The 19,560-nt window shown below is 75.1% G+C and carries 23 protein-coding genes; 7 read left to right on the forward strand and 16 right to left on the reverse strand.

Features of this window, described 5'->3' with window-relative positions:
• Positions 1–117: 117 nt before the first annotated feature.
• The gene (locus tag D7I43_RS19485) at positions 118–1,191 is read right to left on the reverse strand and encodes an NAD(P)-binding domain-containing protein (RefSeq protein WP_120329973.1); all 1,074 of its coding nucleotides are present in this window, start codon (positions 1,189–1,191) and stop codon (positions 118–120) included.
• 177 nt (positions 1,192–1,368) lie between these two features.
• On the opposite strand from D7I43_RS19485, the gene dacB reads away from it, so the two are divergent.
• Positions 1,369–2,949, forward strand: coding sequence for a D-alanyl-D-alanine carboxypeptidase/D-alanyl-D-alanine endopeptidase (gene dacB / locus D7I43_RS19490; protein WP_120329974.1), 1,581 nt, complete (start codon positions 1,369–1,371; stop codon positions 2,947–2,949).
• Between the two features lie 21 nt (positions 2,950–2,970).
• On the opposite strand, the gene D7I43_RS19495 is transcribed toward dacB, so the two are convergent.
• From D7I43_RS19495 to D7I43_RS19515, 5 genes are all read right to left on the reverse strand, one after another.
• The gene (locus D7I43_RS19495) at positions 2,971–3,318 is read right to left on the reverse strand and encodes a hypothetical protein (protein WP_240033045.1); all 348 of its coding nucleotides are present in this window, start codon (positions 3,316–3,318) and stop codon (positions 2,971–2,973) included.
• 86 nt (positions 3,319–3,404) lie between these two features.
• Entirely contained in the window at positions 3,405–3,842 is a 438-nt protein-coding gene (locus D7I43_RS19500) for a nitroreductase family deazaflavin-dependent oxidoreductase (protein ID WP_120329975.1), read from the reverse strand.
• A 125-nt stretch (positions 3,843–3,967) separates the two neighbouring features.
• Positions 3,968–4,942: a hypothetical protein gene (locus D7I43_RS19505; protein ID WP_240033046.1), complete on the reverse strand. Its 975-nt coding sequence runs from the start codon at positions 4,940–4,942 to the stop codon at positions 3,968–3,970.
• A gap of 326 nt (positions 4,943–5,268) precedes the next feature.
• Positions 5,269–5,697 carry a pyridoxamine 5'-phosphate oxidase family protein gene (locus D7I43_RS19510; RefSeq protein WP_240033047.1) on the reverse strand — a complete coding sequence of 143 codons (429 nt, stop codon included), beginning with the start codon at positions 5,695–5,697 and terminating at the stop codon, positions 5,269–5,271.
• 65 nt (positions 5,698–5,762) lie between these two features.
• Positions 5,763–6,356, reverse strand: coding sequence for a pentapeptide repeat-containing protein (locus D7I43_RS19515; protein WP_120329976.1), 594 nt, complete (start codon positions 6,354–6,356; stop codon positions 5,763–5,765).
• An 82-nt stretch (positions 6,357–6,438) separates the two neighbouring features.
• Here D7I43_RS19515 and D7I43_RS19520 point away from each other — a divergent pair, with 82 nt between their 5' ends.
• Complete coding sequence (locus tag D7I43_RS19520; RefSeq protein ID WP_120329977.1) at positions 6,439–7,671, forward strand: serine hydrolase domain-containing protein; 1,233 nt, start codon at positions 6,439–6,441, stop codon at positions 7,669–7,671.
• 61 nt (positions 7,672–7,732) lie between these two features.
• Positions 7,733–8,374 carry an NAD(P)-dependent oxidoreductase gene (locus D7I43_RS19525; RefSeq protein ID WP_120329978.1) on the forward strand — a complete coding sequence of 214 codons (642 nt, stop codon included), beginning with the start codon at positions 7,733–7,735 and terminating at the stop codon, positions 8,372–8,374.
• Positions 8,375–8,396: 22 nt separating this feature from the next.
• Here the strand turns inward: D7I43_RS19525 and D7I43_RS19530 are convergent, their stop codons facing one another.
• Positions 8,397–8,861, reverse strand: coding sequence for a PPOX class F420-dependent oxidoreductase (locus D7I43_RS19530; RefSeq protein WP_120329979.1), 465 nt, complete (start codon positions 8,859–8,861; stop codon positions 8,397–8,399).
• Between the two features lie 46 nt (positions 8,862–8,907).
• Positions 8,908–9,549 carry a DUF6642 family protein gene (locus D7I43_RS19535; RefSeq protein ID WP_120330116.1) on the reverse strand — a complete coding sequence of 214 codons (642 nt, stop codon included), beginning with the start codon at positions 9,547–9,549 and terminating at the stop codon, positions 8,908–8,910.
• A gap of 305 nt (positions 9,550–9,854) precedes the next feature.
• Between D7I43_RS19535 and D7I43_RS19540 the strand changes: the two genes are divergently transcribed.
• Positions 9,855–10,631, forward strand: a complete 777-nt coding sequence (locus D7I43_RS19540) for a D-Ala-D-Ala carboxypeptidase family metallohydrolase (RefSeq protein ID WP_120329980.1) — start codon at positions 9,855–9,857, stop codon at positions 10,629–10,631.
• Positions 10,632–10,720: 89 nt separating this feature from the next.
• Here the strand turns inward: D7I43_RS19540 and D7I43_RS19545 are convergent, their stop codons facing one another.
• From D7I43_RS19545 to D7I43_RS19555, 3 genes are all read right to left on the reverse strand, one after another.
• On the reverse strand, positions 10,721–11,236 hold the full coding sequence (locus tag D7I43_RS19545) for a hypothetical protein (RefSeq protein ID WP_120329981.1): 516 nt from the start codon (positions 11,234–11,236) through the stop codon (positions 10,721–10,723).
• Between the two features lie 121 nt (positions 11,237–11,357).
• On the reverse strand, positions 11,358–12,134 hold the full coding sequence (locus D7I43_RS19550; RefSeq protein ID WP_120329982.1) for a response regulator: 777 nt from the start codon (positions 12,132–12,134) through the stop codon (positions 11,358–11,360).
• Complete coding sequence (locus tag D7I43_RS19555) at positions 12,113–13,363, reverse strand: sensor histidine kinase (protein ID WP_120329983.1); 1,251 nt, start codon at positions 13,361–13,363, stop codon at positions 12,113–12,115. The genes D7I43_RS19550 and D7I43_RS19555 overlap by 22 nt, the downstream gene beginning before the upstream one ends.
• 133 nt (positions 13,364–13,496) lie before the next feature.
• On the opposite strand from D7I43_RS19555, the gene D7I43_RS19560 reads away from it, so the two are divergent.
• The 3 genes from D7I43_RS19560 to D7I43_RS19570 are packed head-to-tail and all read left to right on the forward strand — an operon-like array spanning position 13,497 to position 15,914.
• Complete coding sequence (locus tag D7I43_RS19560; protein WP_120329984.1) at positions 13,497–14,387, forward strand: ABC transporter ATP-binding protein; 891 nt, start codon at positions 13,497–13,499, stop codon at positions 14,385–14,387.
• On the forward strand, positions 14,384–15,178 hold the full coding sequence (locus D7I43_RS19565) for an ABC transporter permease (protein WP_120329985.1): 795 nt from the start codon (positions 14,384–14,386) through the stop codon (positions 15,176–15,178). The genes D7I43_RS19560 and D7I43_RS19565 overlap by 4 nt, the downstream gene beginning before the upstream one ends.
• Position 15,179: 1 nt before the next feature.
• Positions 15,180–15,914, forward strand: a complete 735-nt coding sequence (locus tag D7I43_RS19570; RefSeq protein WP_120329986.1) for a YqeB family protein — start codon at positions 15,180–15,182, stop codon at positions 15,912–15,914.
• 110 nt (positions 15,915–16,024) lie between these two features.
• Here D7I43_RS19570 and D7I43_RS19575 read toward each other — a convergent pair whose 3' ends face one another.
• From D7I43_RS19575 to D7I43_RS19595, 5 genes are all read right to left on the reverse strand, one after another.
• Positions 16,025–17,050: a hypothetical protein gene (locus D7I43_RS19575; RefSeq protein ID WP_120329987.1), complete on the reverse strand. Its 1,026-nt coding sequence runs from the start codon at positions 17,048–17,050 to the stop codon at positions 16,025–16,027.
• Between the two features lie 105 nt (positions 17,051–17,155).
• Positions 17,156–17,833 carry a 4Fe-4S single cluster domain-containing protein gene (locus D7I43_RS19580; RefSeq protein ID WP_240033048.1) on the reverse strand — a complete coding sequence of 226 codons (678 nt, stop codon included), beginning with the start codon at positions 17,831–17,833 and terminating at the stop codon, positions 17,156–17,158.
• Between the two features lie 97 nt (positions 17,834–17,930).
• Complete coding sequence (locus D7I43_RS34115) at positions 17,931–18,881, reverse strand: helix-hairpin-helix domain-containing protein (RefSeq protein WP_120329989.1); 951 nt, start codon at positions 18,879–18,881, stop codon at positions 17,931–17,933.
• Complete coding sequence (locus D7I43_RS19590; protein WP_120329990.1) at positions 18,865–19,077, reverse strand: DUF2997 domain-containing protein; 213 nt, start codon at positions 19,075–19,077, stop codon at positions 18,865–18,867. The genes D7I43_RS34115 and D7I43_RS19590 overlap by 17 nt, the downstream gene beginning before the upstream one ends.
• Complete coding sequence (locus tag D7I43_RS19595) at positions 19,077–19,529, reverse strand: hypothetical protein (RefSeq protein WP_120329991.1); 453 nt, start codon at positions 19,527–19,529, stop codon at positions 19,077–19,079. Before D7I43_RS19595 ends, D7I43_RS19590 begins: the two co-directional genes overlap by 1 nt.
• Positions 19,530–19,560 lie beyond the last annotated feature (31 nt).

Raw genomic sequence — 19,560 nt, forward strand, 5'->3', positions numbered from 1 at the left:
GTACACGTGGGAGGCGATCGGGCGACATCCGTTGTCGTCGCCGCGTCGGGGCAGGTGAAAGGGCCCCCTCACCGCCTACGGTGCCCCCCTCCGGGCGATCCGTCAAATAGAGCCCGATCAGTCGAGGACGGCGGCCCGCGTGAGCAGCGCGCGGATTTCCCGCACCGCCGCGCGTCCGGCCCGGTTGGCGCCGACGGTGCTCGCGGACGGCCCGTACCCGATCAGGTGAATCCGCTCGTCGGCGACCACCCGCGTACCGTCCATCACGATTCCGCCGCCCGGCCCGCGCAGCTTCAGCGGGGCGAGGTGGTCGAGCGCGGCCCGGAAGCCGGTGCACCAGAGGATCGTGTCGGCGGCGACGAAGCGGCCGTCGGCCCAGGCGACGCCGTCGGGCGTGATTCGGTCGAACATGGGTAACCGCTCGAGCACACCCTGCTCGCGGAGCCTTCGGACCTCCGGGGTGACCGGGAGTCCGGTCACCCCGACGACGCTGGCCGGCGGGCGACCGGCCCGCACCCGGGCCTCGACGAGGGCGACCGCGGCCCGGCCGTGCTCCGGGGTGAACTCGATCTCGCGGAAGTCGGGCGGGCGCCGGCTGACCCAGGTGGTGTCGGCGGCGACCGGGGAGATCTCGCCGAGCAGTTGGACGGCCGACGTGCCGGCCCCGACCACCACCACGCGCCGTCCGGCGAACTCGTCCGGCCCCCGGTAGTCGGCGGTGTGCAGTTGCCGGCCGCGGAACGAGGACCGGCCCGGGTAGTGGGGCCAGAACGGCCGGCTCCAGGTGCCGGTCGCGTTGATCAGGGCGCGCGCCGTCCACCGGCCGCGGTCGGTGCGGACGTCCAGCCGGCCGTCGGGCAGCGAACGGACCGCCTCGACACGGACCGGACGCTCCACGGCAAGCCCGAACTCCCGCTCGTACGCGGCGAAGTAGTCGCTGACCACCTCGGCCGCCGGCCGGTCCGGCGCGGCGGCGGGAAACGGCATGGCGGGCAGGTCGTGGAAGCCGTGGACCCGGTCCACGGTCAGCGTCGGCCACCGGTGCCGCCACGCGCCGCCGGGTCCGTCGTCGGCGTCCAGGATCACGAACCCGGTTCCGGGGGTGAAACCGGCCCTGCGCAGGTGGTAGCCGGCGGAGAGGCCGGCCTGACCGGCGCCGACCACCACCACGTCGACCGAGCGGGCGTCCATGCCAGGTGCAACAACCGGGCGGGCGCGCCTCTGCCCCCGGTGCGGCGTTCCGCCGCTCACAGTCCCCACGGACCGGCTCGCTCACGGTGCTCGGACTGCCCGGCGCCCGCGGACTCATGGCGGAAACCTTCGGCCAGAGACCTTTCCCGGCGATAATCTTCGTGACAGCATCGGCGCATGCATCGTCGTCTCTTCCCCCGGACGCTCGCGCTGGTCGCGATGGTCGCCGTCGCGGCCACCGCCGGCGCCCCCGGCGCGACCGCCGAGGCCCCACCACCCTCCGTCACCCGGCTGAACGCGACCCTCGACGCGATCCTCGCCGACGCCCGGCTGGACGGCGCGCAGGCGTCGGTGGTCGTCGCCGACGTGGCCACCGGCCAGACGCTCTACGACCGCAACGGCGACCGGCGGCTGGTGCCCGCCTCCAACACGAAGCTGCTCACCTCCACGGCCGCCATGGCGCTGCTCGGGCCGGACCACCGGTTCACGACCGACGTACGGACCAGCGGCAAGCGCCGGGCGGGCGTCGTCTCCGGCAACCTCTACCTGCGCGGCGGCGGCGACCCGACCATGCTGGCCGCCGACTACGACGCGCTCGCCGCACAGGTGGCCGCCTCCGGCGTACGGGTGGTGACCGGCAACCTGGTCGCGGACGACACCCGCTACGACAGCACCCGTCTCGGGCCGGACTGGACCTGGGACGACGAGCCCTGGTACTACGCCGCACAGGTCTCCGCCCTGACCGTCGCGCCGGACACCGACTACGACGCCGGCACGGTGATCGTCCACGCCGCGCCCGGCCGGGCCGGCGCCGCACCCGTGCTCACCACCACCCCGCCGACCAGCTACCTGCGCTTCGACAACCGGGCGACCACCGTCGCCGACGGGGAGACGTCGATCTCCTTCGAGCGCGAGCACGGCGGCAACACGGTCGTCGTGACCGGCCAGATCGCGGTGGGCGACGAGCCGGCCAGCGACTGGGTGACGGTCTGGGAGCCGACCGGCTACGCGGCCGACGTCTTCCGGGCCGCGCTGAAGCGGCACGGCGTACGGGTGCTCGGCGCGACGGTGCTCGGCCGACCCACCCCGTCCGGGGCGACCGCCGTGGCCCGCCACGACTCGATGCCGCTGGCCGAGCTGATGGTGCCGTTCCTCAAGCTCTCCAACAACGGCCACGCCGAGGTGCTCACCAAGGAGATCGGCGCGGTGGCCCGCGGGTCCGGCACCTGGTCGGCCGGGCTCTCGGCCATCGCCGGGTACGTCGCCGGCGCGGGCATGGACACCGGCACGCTGCGGCAGCGGGACGGCTCCGGCCTCTCCCGGCGCAACCTCATCCCCGCCGGCGAGTTCGTCGACCTGCTCACCGCCGTGCGTTCCGAGCCCTGGTTCGACGCGTGGTACGCGGCCCTGCCGATCGCCGGGCAGGCCGAGCGCTTCGTGGGCGGGACCCTGCGCAGCCGGATGCAGGGAACGCCGGCCGCGGGGAACGTGCACGCCAAGACCGGCAGCCTCACCGGGGTGTCGGGCCTCTCCGGCTACGTCACCGACGCCGACGGCCGGGTGCTGGCCTTCTCGATCCTGTTGAACAACTACCTGGCCTCCTCCGTGAAGGGGCTGGAGGACCAGATCGCCATCGCGCTCGCCACGCACAGCGAGGCGAGCGCGCGTACGGCGCGGGTGGCGCCGCCCGTGGCCCCCGCGGCACCAGCGGCGCCCGAGGGGCTGGAGTGCTCCTGGGTCAAGCCGATCGCCTGCTGACCGCCCCGGGGCTCCCGGCCGTCACGGCCGGGAGCCCGCCGGTCGGGCGCCGGGTCGCGGGGGCAGCGGTGCCGCCGGGTCGCCGCGCTCGATGAGAGCGGCGATGTCGGCGTCGGCCAACCCGCGCAGCGCCAGCACCCGGGCGCCCCAACGGTGCAGGCGGCAGGGGTGCGGGTTGGCGTCGTTGCGGCAGACGGTCCCGCCGGACCAGCTCCGGGGCGCGTGCACCACCACGGCCCGGACCGCGAACTGGGCGTCCTCGCCGGTGACGTACGGCGGCATCGGGATCTCCCGGAGCAGGTCGCCGGGCGCCTCGGCGGCACCGGTCGGCGCGTCGGGACGGACGCGGTGCACGGTACTGCTGCTCACTGCACAATCCTCCACACGGGACGGTCGGACCGGGACAGCAGAAAGCTACGTCGCCGCCGGTGCGGAGTGACGGACAAACTGTCCCGTCAGACACGTTCCAGCACGACCACCGGGATCTCCCGGTCGGTGCGGGCCTGGTAGTCGTCGTACGCCGGCCAGATCTTCGCCATCGTCTCCCACATCCGGGGCTTCTCCTCGGGCGTGGCGGTGCGGGCGCGGGCCGTGAACCGCTCCGCGCCGACCTGCACCTCGGCCCGGGGATCGGCCAGGAGGTTGAGGTACCAGGCCGGGTGCCGCGGCGCGCCGCCCTGCGAGGCGACGACCAGGTAGTCGTCGCCGTCGCGGCCGTAGATGAGGGCGGTACGGCGCAGGGCGCCGCTGCGGCGGCCCCGGGTGGTGAGCAGCAGCGTGAACACACCCGGCCGCCACTCGTGGCCCTCGGCCCCGTCCGTGGCGACGTACCGGTGGATGTGCTCGGCGACCCAGCTCGCGGGGCTGTCCAGCACCTGCTCCCCAGCGGTCATCGCGCGGCTCCCTTCCGATCCTCGACGGTCGATGTGCCCACGCTACCCCCGGCCACCGGTCCGGGGGCGCTGATCGCCGGGGGTGCCCGGCAGCGGCGTCACGGTCGCCGCCGCGGCCGGCGGGGTCACCGCAGGGCGACCGCCTGGAGGCCGACGTTGCCGCAGTCCGGAGTGAACACCTCCTCGGCCGTCCAGGTGACGAGCAGTCGCGCGCCCTTCGGAGCACGGAAGCGCAGCGTGAACTCGGCGCTCCGGCTCGTGTGCGGGTCCTCCATGCGGAGGGTCGTGGTCGGCCCGCCGACCGACAGGCGCGCCTCCAACCGGCCCCGGGCCATCCAGAGCCCGGCGTACAGCCGCACCGTCCGCAGCTCGCCGTCGGCCGAAACGGCCAGCGCGAAGCCGGTGCCGGCGCCGCAGGTGTAGACGCCGTTCGCGGTACGGTCGACCGCCCGCTCCGAGGTGCCGTCCCGCCAGCTGAACAGTTCCTGGTTGCCGTCCCAGCCCCGGCGGGCACCGCTGCCGCCCTGGTCGACGATCTCGCCGGAGCCACCGCGCTTGCGGTCCGTCGAGTCGCCCCCGTGCAGCCCCCAGTGCATCCAGTCCCGGGTGCCCACGGCGGTGAGGTCCACCTCGGCCGGGATGTCCGCCCGCGTGACGGTGAGCAGCGGGGGCTCCGCGGGCGTACGCGTGGTGACGGACGGGCTCGGCGACGGGGACGGCGGCCGTTGCCGGGGCCGGAGCCCCGGGCTCGCCGGGTCGGTGCCGGTCCGGTTCGCCTCGATCGCCGGGTAGCCGCTCGGCCGGCCCGCCCCGGCGGGCGCACCGCCGGGCGGCGGCGCGGCCTGGGGCTCCGGCCGGGTGGCGACGTACGACACCAGGGCGGTGAGGCAGGCGAGCAGGGCCACCCCCGCGACCACCCACCGGTGGCGGCGGACCGGGGCCAGCACGTCGGACGCGAGGGCGTGGCGACGGAACGCGCGTCGCGCCCCGGCCGGGTGCCCTTCGGCGGAGCGGTGCCGGCGTGGCCCGCCGGATCCCCGGCGCGCGGCCCGCCGGCCGGACGCACCCGTGCCCGCCCGGGGCAGGTCCTCCTCCGCCACCGACCCTCCGCTCCCCGCCGGCCTCTGGGCCGGCGCGACAGACCGCCCACGGCACGCCGGGCGGTGTGGCCGCGTCGCACACCGGGACGGTCCACCCACCCGGTCTGGTACGGCAAGGTAGCGGACATCGGTCGAAAGCGAAATCTGGCCTGGCCCAGCCCGCCCCCCGACCCCTCGCGTCGATCATGAAGTTACTGCCGACAAATCGGACGCAGACCGACGACAACTTCATGATCAACGCGGGAGCCCGCCGAGCCCGCGGAGCCCGCCGAGCCGGGGCGGGGCGGGGGCCGGGAGTGGGGGGCCGGGGGTGGGGGCCGGGCGGGTCAGCGCCGTTGGCGGCGGCGCAGGCCGCGACCCGGATGCCAGCTCTCGATCACGAGGTGGTCGGGCGGGTCGCCGACACGGGTCAGCACGACCTCGGTCAACTCGATGCGGAACCGGTGCGAGCCGTCCTCGCCCGGCGGCTCCTCGTGGGCGATCCCGCTGATCTTCGCGTCGCCGTCCCACGCGGACGGGTCGTCGGCCGGGGCGTCCTCGGTCGGGCAGTGCAGGGCCACCCGGGGGTCGCGACGCAGGTCCAGGGCCTTGACCGCGCCGGCCATGCTGCCCAGCCGCAGGTCCCCGTCGTCGAAGTCGAACTCGGTGCCGCTGATCCGCGGGGAGCCGTCCCGGCGAAGCGTCGCCATGGTCCCGTGCTTGCGCACCGCGAACCGGGCGCGCACCCGTTCGGCGAACTCTGGTTCCTCTGCCACAAGGTCTGACCACCATGCCATGCCGGCCACCCTGCCAGGAAAACCTGACAGCGGCGGTCGGGTTTTCAGCGGATCTCGAAGCCGAGCGCCTGGGCGATCACGACCGCCTGCTCCGCGTCGATCACCGCGCGGGCCCGCTCCACCACCGTGGGGTCGAGCGCCGTCAGGTCGCTGCCCCGCAGGTCCGCCTTCGAGAGCCGGGAGCTGTGCAGCTGCGCGGCGGACAGGTCGACACCGGTCACGGTGGCGCCGGTCAGGTCGGCGCCCGTGAGGTCGACCTCCCGCATCCGCACGTCGGTGATCCGCACGCCGCGCAGGTCGGCGCCGGGCAGGGCGACGAACGACCAGTCCCCACCGGCGACCGTCAACGGCCGCAGGTCGCACTGGGCGAAGGTGCTGCCGACCAGCTTGCAGCCGGTGAACTCGGCCTCGAAGAGGTTGCACCGCTGGAAGGTGCAGCGGGTGAAGGCCGAGTCGGTGTGCCGGGAGGCGTTGAACCGCACGTTGCCGAACGTGCACCCGTCGAAGATCGCACCCTGGCTCGTGGCCTCGGTGAGGTCGACGTGGAAGAACGAGCAGCGGACGAAGTGCCGGTCGCCCAGCTCCTCGCCGTACCAGTCCTCGTGGCGGAAGGTGGCGTCCTCGGTCGGCTCCGGCATCGGGCCAGGCTACAAGCGGGCACCGACAGGTGTGGGCGGCGCCTCTTCCCCGCCCCACGGGGCGGCTAGTACGTTCGGCGGCGTGAGTGTGGCGCGGAGCATCGACCCGGACCAGATCGGCTTCGACCCGGCGCGCCTGGCGCGGATCGACGAGCACTTCGGCAGGTACGTCGACGACGGCCGGCTCGCCGGCTGGCAGGCGGTCGTGACCCGGCGCGGGGAGGTGGTCCACTCCGCGACGTACGGGCTGCGGGACCGGGAGGCGGGGCTCCCCGTCGAGCCGGACACGCTGTGGCGGATCTACTCGATGACCAAGCCGGTCACCTCGGTGGCGGCCATGATGCTCTGGGAGGAGGGCCGCTTCGAGCTGACCGACGAGATCAGCCGGTGGCTGCCCGAGTTCGCCGACGTCCGCGTCTACGCCAAGGGCTCGACGCTCAAGCCGTACACGGTGCCGGCCGTCGAGCCGATCCGGGTGTGGCACCTGCTCACCCACACGGCCGGCCTCACGTACGGCTTCATGCAGACCTCGGTGGTCGACGGGCTCTACCGGGCCGCCGGGTACGACCTCTACCCGCCGGCGGACGTCGACCTGGCCGGCGCCTGCGCGGCCATCGCCCGGCTGCCGCTGCTCTTCCAGCCCGGCACGGCCTGGGGCTACTCCGTCGCCACCGACGTGCTGGGCCGACTCGTCGAGGTGGTCTCCGGCCAGAGCCTGGACGCCTTCCTCGCCGACCGGATCTTCCGGCCGCTCGGCATGACCGACACCCACTGGTACGTCGACAGCGAGGCGACGTCCCGCCTCGCGGCGCTGTACGCGCCCGACCCGCGAACGGGTCAGGCCATGCGGTACGACCAGCTCGGCGCCCTGGCGCACCAGAAGCCGACCTTCCTCTCCGGCGGTGGCGGCCTCATCTGCTCCGCCGCCGACTACCACCGGTTCACCCAGATGCTGCTGCGCGGCGGCGAGCTGGACGGCGTACGCCTGCTCGGCTCGCGCACGGTGCGCTTCATGACCCGCAACCACCTGCCCGGCGGCCAGGACCTGGGCGCCCTCTCCACCGGCGGGTTCGCCGAGAGCATCTTCGACGGGGTGGGCTTCGGGCTCGGCTTCGCGGTGGTCCAGGACCCGATCCCCAGCCGGGTGCCGAGCAGCGTCGGCGAGTACTACTGGGGCGGCGTGGCGAGCACGGCGTTCTGGATCGACCCGGTCGAGGAGATCACCGCCCTCTTCTTCACCCAGCTGATGCCCTCCAGCACCCATCCGATCCGGCCGCAGCTCCGCCAGCTCGTCTACTCGGCGCTGGTCGACTGAGGCCGTCGGCTTCTTCGGGTAACGCCCACCGGCCGGCCGGGCCGGTCAATAGCCTGATGCCATGAGCAGCATCGTGGTGTTCGGCGCGGGTGGCACCGCCGGCTCCCGGGTCACCGCGGAGGCGGTCGACCGGGGGCACCGGGTCATCGCGGCGGTCCGCCGGCCCGAGGCCACCTCCTACCTGCCCGACGGCGTGCGGGTGGTGACCGGCGACGCCACCAGCGACCGCAGCGTCCGGGAGCTGGCCCCGGAGGCGGACGTGCTGGTGGTGGCGATCGGCGGGGGCGAGCGGGGGCTCTGGCTCGACGCCGCGCGGACGCTGGTCACCACGCTGCGGGGGATGCCGGACGCGCCCCGGATCATCCACCTGGGCGGCGGGTCGACGCTGCTCACCCCGAAGGGGACGCGCTACCTGGACGAGCCGGACTTCCCCGAGGCGTACCGGGACTCGGCGCAGGGCCAGGCCGACGCCCTCGACTACTACCGCACCCAGGCGGACGGGGTGACCTGGACCTACGTCTCCCCGCCGCCGCTGGAGTTCCATCCGGGCGAGCGGACCGGGCACTACCGCACGGGCACGGACCAGCCGGTCACCGACGCGCAGGGCCGGTCGGTGCTCACGTACGAGGACCTGGCGGTGGCGATCGTCGACGAGATCGAGAACCCGCGGCACGAGAACACGCGCTTCACGGTGGCCTACTGAACGGGCCCGGAGGGCCGTGGCCTCAGTCGGCGAGGCGGGCGGGGAAGCCGCCGGTGGCGATGGGGCCCCAGCTGTCGATGGTCACGCGGATCAGCGACTTGCCCTGCCGCACCATGGCGGCGCGGTACTCGTCCCAGTCGGGGTGCTCACCGGAGATGCAGCGGAAGTACTCGACCAGCGGTTCGAGCGCGTCGGGCAGGTCCAGCACCTCGGCCGTGCCGTCGATCTGCACCCACGGCCCGTTCCACTCGTCGGAGAGCACGCAGGCGGAGACCCGCGGGTCGCGGCGCACGTTGGTTACCTTGGCCCGCTCGGGATAGGTCGAGATCACCAGCCGGCCGGCGGTGTCGACGCCGGCCGTGACGGGCGAGGACTGGGGCCGCCCGTCGGCCCGGGTGGTCATCAGCACGACGCGGTGCCGGGGCCGGAGGAACTCGATCAGGCCGTCACGGTCGACCCGGGTGTTCGTCGCGATGCTGCGTGCCACGGCTCGTTTCTACCAGGCACGGCGCGGGCCGGGCCGCCGGCCCTCGTCAGTGGGGCCGCGGGGCGGCCCGGTCGACCGCCTGCTGGGTCGGCACCCGGGGCCGTACGGCCGGCCGCCAGGCGCGGCCGTTGGCATAGATGACGCGGAAGCCCAGGTACGACGCGAGTGGCGCCCAGTGCGCGGATCCCATCCGCAGTTCCGCGGCGTTGTGCCGCTGCCCGTTGGCGAGCACGTCGAGCAGCACGGTTTCGAACGCCGCCGATTCCACCCAGTCCACGTCGCGGGTGAAACCGCAGATCAGAGCCGCTCCGGTGACGTCGAGGAATTCCCGCAGGACGGCGTCGGAGGCGCGCAGCACCGAGCAGCTGCCGAAGTAGAGGCGCCGCCCCTCGCACCGGCCGGCCATCAGTTCGGCGACGTCGGAGAGTTCGACGGAGTTCCAGTCGGTGAGGCAGAGCCGGCTCGGCTCACCGTGCATGGCGAAGAAGCCGACCCGGTGGTCGGCGTACTGCTTGAGCAGCCAGCGGTCGAGGAAGTAGAACAGCTCGTCCCGCGTGGCCGCGTCCTTGTGGATGAAGCGGATCTTGCCCAGCCGTTCGAGCAGTTCCAGCGTGGGCAGCACCGAACCGCGCTCGTTGAGGTCGCGGTGCCACTGACCCTCGACGCAGAAGACGCCTCCCCGCGCCACGTCCACCTCCCCCGCGTCCGACCCGCGCTGACGTTACCGGCTCCCCCGGCCCCGGGAACATCACCCTCGGTCGCACTGTTCGCGACGTTCGGTGCGTTTTCGCGCCACTCGTGGCACGGGATCCACGAGTGGCTGTTTCACGAATCAGCTCGATTCGCAGCTAATACTCAGCAATCGCAAATCACGAGGACGATTCTCGTTTATCGCCACCAAGCGGCCCGACAGGTGTCAGGGTGGAAATCGCGGGACGTCCTGGTCGATGTCCTGAAGGCCACCCCATTCACGCTCCTATCGGGAGGACTTCTGTGCGCGTAAACACCCTGAAGCGTGCTGCCGTCGCCGTTGCCCTGGCCCTGCCGGGCGCCGCGATCGCCGCGGTGGTCGCCGCGCCAGCGGCCCATGCCGACGGCTGCTACACGTGGACCCGCAACCTCTACCAGGGGCGGTCCGGTGCCGATGTCCGCGAGTTGCAGGTCCGTGTCGCCGGCTGGGCCGGCAACCGGGGCATCGTCGAGACCGACGGCATCTTCGGCCCGAAGACCGCCGCCGCCGTCCGCCGCTTCCAGCAGGCGTACGGGCTGAAGGTGGACGGCATCGCCGGCCCGGAGACGTACGCGAAGCTCTACGACCTCCAGGACAACGACTGCACGCCGCGGCACTTCAGCTACAGCGAACTGGACGACGGCTGCGGCCGGGGCGGGTGGAGCGGGGGCCCGCTCTCGGCCAGCCAGACCCGGCAGAACGCGCTGCACACCATGTGGAAGCTGGAGGCGCTGCGCCGCAAACTCGGCGACAAGCCGCTCTACGTCACCAGCGGCTTCCGCAGCCACACCTGCAACGACCAGGTGGGCGGGGCGTCGGACAGCCAGCACCTCTACGGCACCGCCGCCGACGTGGTGTCCCGCACGTCGTCACTCTGCGACGTGGCCCGCACCGCACGTGGCAACGGCTTCAGCGGGATCTTCGGCCCCGGCTACCCCGACCACGACGACCACGTGCACGTGGACTCACGCCGGGAGAACAACAGCGACGGCATCCCGAACGGGACGAGCTGGTCGGCGCCCGACTGCGGGGTGCGCTGACGCCGGCCCCTCACCGGTGCGACGCCGGCCCGGCGCGGGTGCCACCCGCGCCGGGCCGGCGTCCTGCCCCGGGCCGGCAGGGGGACCGCTCAGCTCGCCCGGGGCCAGCGCGGCGCGGTGGCGGGGGGAGCCACCGGCCGGCCGGAGCCGGCGGGCACCACCGGGCGTACGCCGGGCGGCACGACCCGGGGGGCCTGACTGCGGGCGGGCGGACCGCCGGCGCCGTCGACGGGACGGCGGGCCACGTAGGGCGCCGGCCGGTCGGCGCGCGCCGGGTAGGGCACCGGCCGGTCGGGACGCACCGGCCCGGTGGCGGTGAACGGGAACGGCACGTGCACGAACGGGTTGCCGTGCCGGATCAGCGCGTCGACCTGCCGGTCGTTGAGCCCGTGCGCCAGCAGGACCCGCCGGCCCCACCGGTGCAGTCGGCACGGGAACGCCGCCCCGTCGTTGCGGCACTTCGGGCCGGCCGGCCACTCCTCCGCGGCGTGCACCACCACCGCCCGTACCGCGAGCCGGACGTCCTCGGGGGTCAGCGACGCCGGCAGCGGCACCTCCCCCAGCACCTGGTCGATGGGATCCGTCGACTGCTCACCATCACGCACGGCAGGCCTCCCACGAGTTCGGCAGTGGTGCGGCGGGTCCGCCGCACCCGCATCCTCGGCCAGTGGTACGGCGGGCGCCGGCCGAAAGTTCAACGGCGGCGGGCGGCCGGGCGGGGGCGGCTCAGACCAGGCCGGCGTCGTGCACGAGCAGCGCCACCTGCACCCGGTTGTTGAGGTCGAGCCGGGTCAGCAGCCGCGAGACGTACGCCTTCACGGTGGCCACGCTCATGTGCAGCTCCGCGGCGATCTCGGCGTTGGTCCGGCCCTGGCCGAGCGCGACGGCGACCTCCCGCTCCCGCTCGCTGAGCCCGGCGAGCAGCCGCAGTGCCCGCTCGCGGCGCGGGTCCGGCCCGGCCGCGGCGGGCGCGGCACCGGTGACGTGCGCGATCAACGTACGCGTCACGGCGGGCGACAGCGTCGCCTCGCCGGCGGCGACCCGCCGCACCGCCCGGACGATCTCCGCGGGCGGCGTGTCCTTCAGCAGGAAGCCGGCGGCGCCCGCGCGCAGCGCGCGCAGCACCTGCTCGTCGGCGTGGAACGTGGTCAGCACGAGCACCTCCGGCGGATCGGGCAGCGCCCGCAGCGCCTCGGTCGCGGCCAGCCCGTCCGTCCGGGGCATCCGGATGTCCATGAGCACGACGTCCGGCCGGCCCGCCTCGACCGCGGCCGGCACCTCACCGCCGTCGGCGGCCTCCCCCACCACCCGCACGTCCGGCACACCGCCGAGGATCATCGACAACCCGGCCCGGACCAGCGGGTCGTCGTCGACGATCAGCACGCGCACCGGCTCGCCGCCGGGCACCCGGTCGTCGCCACCCGGCCCGCCGCGCACCGACCCGGCGCTCCCCCGGTCCGCGCCGGCCGGGTCCGGCGCCGTCACGCCGGCCACGGCAGCCACGCCGCCAGCCGGAAGTCGCCGCTGTCGTCCCGCCCGTACTCCAGCCGCCCGCCGGCCAGGGTCACCCGTTCGGTGATGCCGACCAGGCCGGTGCCGGTGCCGGGGATCTGCCCGTCGGCGGGCCCGCCGACGGGCCAGCGGTTGCGGATCTCGACGGTGAGTCCGGCGCCCGGCTCGCCGGCCACCCCGACGGTGACCGCCGCGCCCGGCGCGTGCTTGCGGGCGTTGGTCAGCCCCTCCTGCACGATCCGGTACGCGCTGCGCCCGATCGCCGCGGGCACCGCCTCCGGTGCGCCGACCAGGTCGGCGACGTTGACCCGGACACCCGCCGCCCGCGACTCCTCGATCAGCGAGGGCAGGTCGGCGAGGGTGGGCTGCGGGCGCTCCGGGTCCTCCTCGCCGCCGCCCTCCGCGCGCAGCACCCCGATCACCTCGCGCAGGTCCTGCAACGCCGAGTGGGCGCTGCCACGGATCACGGCCGCCGCCTTCGCCACCTCCTCCGGCGGCGCGTCGGGCCGGAACTCCAGCGCACCGGCGTGCAGGCTGAGCAGCGAGATCCGGTGCGCCAGCACGTCGTGCATCTCCCGCGCGATCCGGGTCCGCTCCAGCTGGCGGGCCTGCGCCACCCGCAACTGCTGCTCCGCCTCGGCCCGCTCGGCGCGCTCCCGCAGCGACACCACGAGCTGCCGGCGGGCACGGACGAACATCCCCCAGGCCAGCACCGTCACGCTGAGCACGACACCCCAGACGGTGGACACCCAGTACGGCATGTCCGGCTCGGGGCGCAGGTAGGAGAAGAGGAAGTTCGTGCACAACCCCGCCGCGGTGATCGCCAGCGCCACCGCCGTACGCCGGTGCACCACCACGGTGAAGTAGAGGATCAGCAGCGGAATCGCCCCGGCCATCGAGAACGCGGTCAACGGCAGGGTCGCCACTGCGAGCCCCAGCGGCCAGCGGCGCCGGAACCAGAGCAGCACGCAGCAGGCCAGGCCGATCAGCGCGTCCGCCGCGATCATCCAGTCGTGCGGCAGCCGGGGGGCGAGCTCCGGATCGGGCGTGGTCGCGTCCGCCGTCACGAACAGGACCCAGAGCAGGGAGATCAGGAAGGCGACGCCGTCGACGATCCAGTCGCGGGTGGTGCGCCGCGGGCCCACGTGGACCTGGTCGGTGGGCACGGCCAACGCCCCGGGCAGCAGCCAGGGATGGTCGGGCACGACGGCGCTGGTCACGCGCCCATGCTAGGCAGCGCCGGCGGCGGGCAACCAGCTACCAAAGTCGAGAGCCTCGCGTAGACCAAGGTCGGCGCGATCGCCGACCGCCGGCCGCTGCGGGTGTCCGGGCGGCGCGCGCAGGCTGAACGGCATGATCAGCGTGGAGCACCTCAGCAAGCGCTACGGCCGGCACGCCGCCGTCGACGACGTGTCGTTCCGCTGCGAACCGGGCACGGTGACCGGGTTCCTCGGGCCGAACGGCGCCGGCAAGTCCACCACCATGCGGATGATCTGCGGGCTGACCCCGCCGACCGCGGGCCGGGCCACGGTGGCCGGGCGGCGCTACCGCGACCTGCCCAACCCGGGACGCGAGGTCGGTGTGCTGCTGGACGCCTCCGCCCAGCACGCCGGGCGTACCGGCCGCGAGGCGCTGGCCGTCGCGGCGTCGACCATGGGGCTGGACCGGCGGGAGGTCGCCGCGAAGCTCGACCTCGTCGGGCTCGACGCGGCGGCGGCGAAGCGGCGGGTCCGGGCGTACTCGCTCGGCATGCGGCAACGGCTCGGCATCGCGCTGGCCCTGCTGGGCGACCCGCGCGTGCTGATCCTCGACGAGCCGGCGAACGGGCTCGACCCGGAGGGGATCTTCTGGATGCGCGGGTTGCTGCGCGACTTCGCCGACCGGGGCGGCACCGTGCTGCTCTCCTCCCACCTGCTGCGCGAGGTGGAGGCGGTCGCGGACCGGCTGGTGGTGATCGGGGGCGGCCGGATCGTGGCCCAGGGGGACAAGAGCGAGTTGCTCGCCGGCGGCGGCACCCTGGTGCGCGCCCGGGACACCGGGGCGCTGCGGCGCGCGCTCGACGCCGCCGGCCTGGCGGCCCGCGACAGCGCGGACGGGCTGCTCGTCCCCGCCGAGACCGAGGCCGTCGGGCAGGCCGCCGCGGACGCGGGCGTCGCGCTGGCCGAGCTGCGCCCGGCCGACGGCCGCCTGGAGCAGCTCTTCCTCACCCTCACCGCCGAGTCGACCAAGGAGACCGGGAAGTGACCACCACGACCGCACCCGCCGCGACCACCGTCGAGCCCGGTCGCCGCCCGGGCGTACGGCGGCCGTCCCTGCTCCGGCTCACCGGCGTGGAGCTGCGCAAGCTCACCGACACCCGCGCCGGACTCTGGCTGCTGGTCACGATCGGCCTGACGACCGCCGTCATCGTGACCCTCCAGCTCGTCTACGCCGACGCCGAGGACCAGACGTACGCCTCGTTCTTCGTGCCGTCACTGCTGCCGGTGGGGCTGCTCCTGCCGGTGCTGGGCATCCTGTCCATCACCGCCGAGTGGTCGCAGCGGACGGCGCTCGTCACGTACGCCCTGGTGCCGCGCCGGGAGCGGGTGATCGTCGCGAAGCTCGCCGCCGTCGTGCTGGCCGCGCTGGCGTCGGTGCTGACCAGCCTCGCGGTGGCCGCGATCGGCACGCTCGTCTCCGGCGCGACCGGCGGTGCGGGCCGGTGGGAGTTCGACGAGGCGCTGCTGCTGAACGCGATCGTCTTCCAGGTCGCCAACGTGCTGATGGGCGCCGGGTTCGGCCTGCTGCTGCTCAACACGCCGCTCGCCATCGTGGCCTACCTGCTGCTGCCCACCGTGTGGTCGATCGTCGGCGAGCTGGTCCCGGCGCTGCACCGCCCGGCCGGCTGGCTGGACACCGGACGCACGATGGAGCCGCTCTTCAGCACCTCGTTGGACGCCGACCAGTGGGCCCGGTTGGGGGTGTCACTGCTCGTGTGGCTCCTCGTGCCGATCGTCGTCGGTGTGATCCGTACGCTGCGGCGCGAGGTGGCCTGATATGACGGCCGACTCCCGCACCACCGTCCACGGCGGGGCGGCGGAACTCGTCCTCATGTGGGGCGGCTTCCCGCTGGTCGGCGCCGGAGCCGGCTGGCTGCTCGCCGCCGGGGCAGGCTGGGTCGCCGACCTGCCCTGGGCGCCGCTGCAGGGCCTGTTCGAGGCGCTGTCCCGGCTGCCGGAGCCGCACGTCACCGTCGGCGCGACGGCGGTGGGCGCGGTGGCCGGGCTGGTGCTGGCCGGGGTCGGCACGGCCGAACGGCTCACCGTCACCGTCGACCGCGAGCGGGCCGCCCTGCGGTGCGACGGGCGGCGGCAGGAGGTGCCCCGGCGGGACGTCCGGGTCGTCCTGCTCGACGGCCGGGACCTCGTGCTGCTCGACGCGGACGGCGGCGAACTGGCCCGGGAACGCTCCGACCTGGACGCCGACCGGCTGCGGTCGGCGTTCCGGGCGCACGGGTGGCCGTGGTCGGACGAGGACCCGTACCGCGGCGCGTTCCGGCTCTGGGTGCCCGACCTGCCCGGCCTGCCGGCGGGCGCCGACCCGCTGCTGCGGGCCCGGGCTCGGGCGGTCGAGCGGAACCGCCACGGGGACGCCCGGGAGCTGCGCCGCGAACTGGGCCGGCTCGGCGTGGTGGTCCGCGACGAGGGGCGCCGGCAGTACTGGCGGCTCACGGCGCGGGCCGTCCGCCCCGACGCGGACCAACCGCCGATGGTCGAGACCGATCCCCGCTGACGCCGCCGCCGGCCAGGGTCAGGGACAGCTCGGCTCGCCGCCGGTCGGGGGCCTGGCGGGCCGGCGGACGGCGGTTGACGAAACCCCGCGCATCCGGCGGAGGGCGGCCCTCAGCTTCCCGGCGCGACGGGCGGCGGCACCGGGCCGGGGCGGGCGGGAGGCTCGTCCCGCAGGGCCGGCGGGCGGGCCAGCAGCAGCGACATCCCGAGGCCGGCGAGCAGTCCGGCGAGGGAGTACAGGAGGTCGGAGTCGGCGGCGTTGATGGCGGGGTTGCCGGCCAGCGCCGTGAACGGCGCGCCGACGCGGAGGACCAGCGTGACGAGGCCGGCCACGAGCACCATCCCCATCGGACCGACGAGCCCCGCGATGGCGGCGAGCAGGTGGCGGCCCCAGTCCGGGCGGCCGTCCGGCCAGTCCCACGCCAGCAGACTCAGCCCGACGATGAGGACCGCACCGACGGCGACCTGCGGCAGCGTCCGTTGCACGGGTTCGACGGCACGCACCCATCCGACGCCCAGCACGCCGACGGCCGACAACCCGAGCGCCAGCCAGGATCGGACCCGCACCTGCGCGGGCGCCGCCGCCAACGCGGCCACGACGGCCGCCACGACCAGCAGAGCACCGGTGGCGAAGGCGGCCGGGTTCAGCTCCGGCTCCCGGTCGGTGGGCGACTCGATGGTCGCGACCACCGCCGCCAGCACGCCGGCCACGCAGGCGGCCGTCGCGAGCACCCGCCGCCGCGGCGCGGCGACGGGTGTGCCGCGGTGCCGGCGTACGAGCACGGTGGCGAGCGCGGCGAGCGCGACGCAGCCGGCCACGGCGAGGAGCACGGTGGCGGCGACATCCGTCGGGTCGGCCCGGTCGACCGCCAGGTCGGCGGCCACCCAGGCCGCACCGAGCAGCACGGCCGGACGGCTCCAGCGCCGGTCGCCCCGTCCCGCGACGACCAACCCGACCACGACCGCGACGATCGTGGCGAAGCGCAGGTCCCGCGCCCAGTAGGTGTTGTTCCCCGGCGAGATCTGCGACCACGGGGCGCCCGGCTCGGTGAGGGGTTGCAGGACGGTCATGTTGACCGCCCAGAGCACGGCGGCGACCGCCGCGATGAGCAGTCCGCCCGGGCGCGCGAGTCGCATCGGGACAGGGTATGCCGCTCGCCGGACGCGCGCTGCCCCCGTGCGTGCCGCCACACGGCGGGGCCCGGCGGGCCGTGGAGGGCGGCGCGAGCGCGGTCGGCGGCGTCAGGCGCCGTCGCCCGGCCGCACGGTCGCCCGGCCCGGCCCGCGCGGCTCGGGGCGGCCCACCGACGCCAGCAGCGCGTCGAGCGCGTCGGCACCGGCCCAGCCGTTGACCGCGACGCCGCCCGCGGCGTCGACGGTGACCTCGATCCGGTCGGGGGTGCGGGACACCGCGTCGAGCAGGTGTGGGAAACGGTCGTCGAGCAGGACGAACTCCTGGTTGGTCGAGCCCACCCAGGGACGCGCGGTGTCGATCAGGTCCCGCCGGAACGGGCCGGCGACGAGCAGGTCCGTCTGGTCGAGCAGGGCCGCCACGTCGTCCCGTCCGGCGTCGGCCGCACGCCGCAGTTGGGCGTGGGTGTAGCCGGAGAAGGTCATCACCGAGCGGCCCGCGGCGCGTACGGCGGCGGCGACGGCGGCCAGCGGGGCGGCCTGGTCGAACGGCTCCCCGCCCAGCAGGGTCAGTCCCTCGGTGCCGGCGTCGAGCACGCGGCGGGCCAGCTCCGCGGGGGCCACGCGCTCACCGCCCCGGAAACTCCACAGGTGCGGGTTGAAGCACCCGGGGCAGCGGATGTCGCAGCCCTGCACCCAGATCGCCGTCCGCTCGCCGGGGCCCTCCGCGCGGGTCGCCGCGAGGAACCGCGCCACCGCGACCGTGTCCGCCCGGCTGGGACGGGGCACGGGCTGGTCGTCCGGACCACCGGCGCGCGCGGTCCCTACCGCCCGGGCTTCGGCGCGCGCAGGCCCGCCGGTCCCGCCCGCGGCGCGCGCGGAGCCGTCAGACATCCAGGACGCGCCCGTGCGGGAGCTGTCCGGGGGCCGGTGGCGCGGGCGGTGCGCAGACCAGGACGTCGCGCAGGCGCGCGTACTCGTGCGGGGCGAGGTTGGCGGCGGCGGCGAACTCCGCGAGGCTGCCGAACCCGCCGCGCCGCTCCCGTTCGCCGACCACCTGCGCGGCGCGCGCCGCGTCGAAGCCGGGCAGCGACGCCAGCTCGTGCGGTCCCGCGGCGTTGACGTCCAGCGGGTTGGTGGGACGCTGCTGCGACGGCACGGGTGGCGGAGCGGCCGGCGGCACCGGCGCCGCGACGGGTCCGGCCGCGAAGTAGCCGCCGGGGTGCGCCGCGAGGGTCGGGTCCGCCGGCGGCGCGCCGTACGCGTACGTCGCGTCGGCCGGCGGCGGGTTCGTGGCCCCGGCCGGCGGATAGGCCGGCGACCCGACCGGCGGGTAGCCCGGCGACACGGGCGCGTACCCGCCGGAGGTCGGCGCGACCGCTGCCGGGCCGGCGGGGAACGCGGCCCCCGGCGGCGGCGCGAGCGTCCCGGGCGGGTACGGACCGCCCGGCCACGGCACGGCGGTCGGCTGCTGGTACCAGGGGCGGTGACCGGCCCGCCACCGCAGCCAGGACGAGTTGATCAGCGCGGCGTGCAGGATGCCGCCCGCCCAGACCGCCAGGAGCAGACCCACGGCCCAGTCGCTGACGGCGCTCTCCTGGTCGGACTCGCCGACCAGGATGAAGGAGCCCCATCCGAGCACCGTGTAGACGATGCCGGGAACCCACCAGGCCGCCCGCCGCGTGCGGATGCCGACGTAGAGGAAGCCGAAGCCGCCGAGGCAGCCGAAGCCGAGCAACGGCAGCAGCAGCCACCAACTGTGCAGGACCCGCCATCCCAGCGTCACGGACGGGCCCGGCACGGGCTGGTGCCAGCCGTGGTCAGGCGCGCTCGACATCGTGTTCCTCCCGGTGGACGGTCGCCGCGCCCCGGGCGTGGTCGGCGGTGTACGCGCTGCTCACCGTCTGGGCGGCCAGCAGATCCTCAAGCACGGTGACGTAGTCGAGGCACCGGTCGCCCAGCAGCCCCCGGGTCTCCGCGCTCACCACGCCCTCGCTGCTCACGGTGACGACGATGCGCGGCTGTCCGTCCATCACGACCGGCCCTCGACGGCGAACACCAGCCGTACGCTCGCGTCCTCGGTGACCTCCTCGGACTCCAGCCGCAGGCCGGCGGCGGGCGCCTGCGCGCGCAGCCGTTCGAGCACGGCGCGCTGGACCTGCCGCCCGTACGCGGCGTCGACCGCCCCCACGATCTCGACGGCACGCCGCTCGTCGACGTCACCGGTGAAGTGCGCCGACCAGATGCCGTCGTCGCCGCGCTGGAAGACCGCGCGTACGCCCGCCCAGTCCGCGGTGATCGCGTCCCGGTCGGCGGCGACCACCGCGGCGGTGTCGGCCAGCGCGGCGGTGAGCAGGGACTCGTCGCGCATCCGGGTCTGCACCTGGCACACCACGCGACCGTCCTCGTCCCGCCCGGCGGTGGCGCCGTGTGCGGCGGCCACGGCGGCCACCGCCAGCGGCAGGAGTATCAGCGAGACGCTCATCGGCCCCCTCCCCTTCCCGTGGATCCACACA

It is taken from the genome of Micromonospora globbae, from assembly GCF_003610785.1.
Taxonomy (GTDB): Bacteria; Actinomycetota; Actinomycetes; order Mycobacteriales; family Micromonosporaceae; genus Micromonospora; species Micromonospora globbae.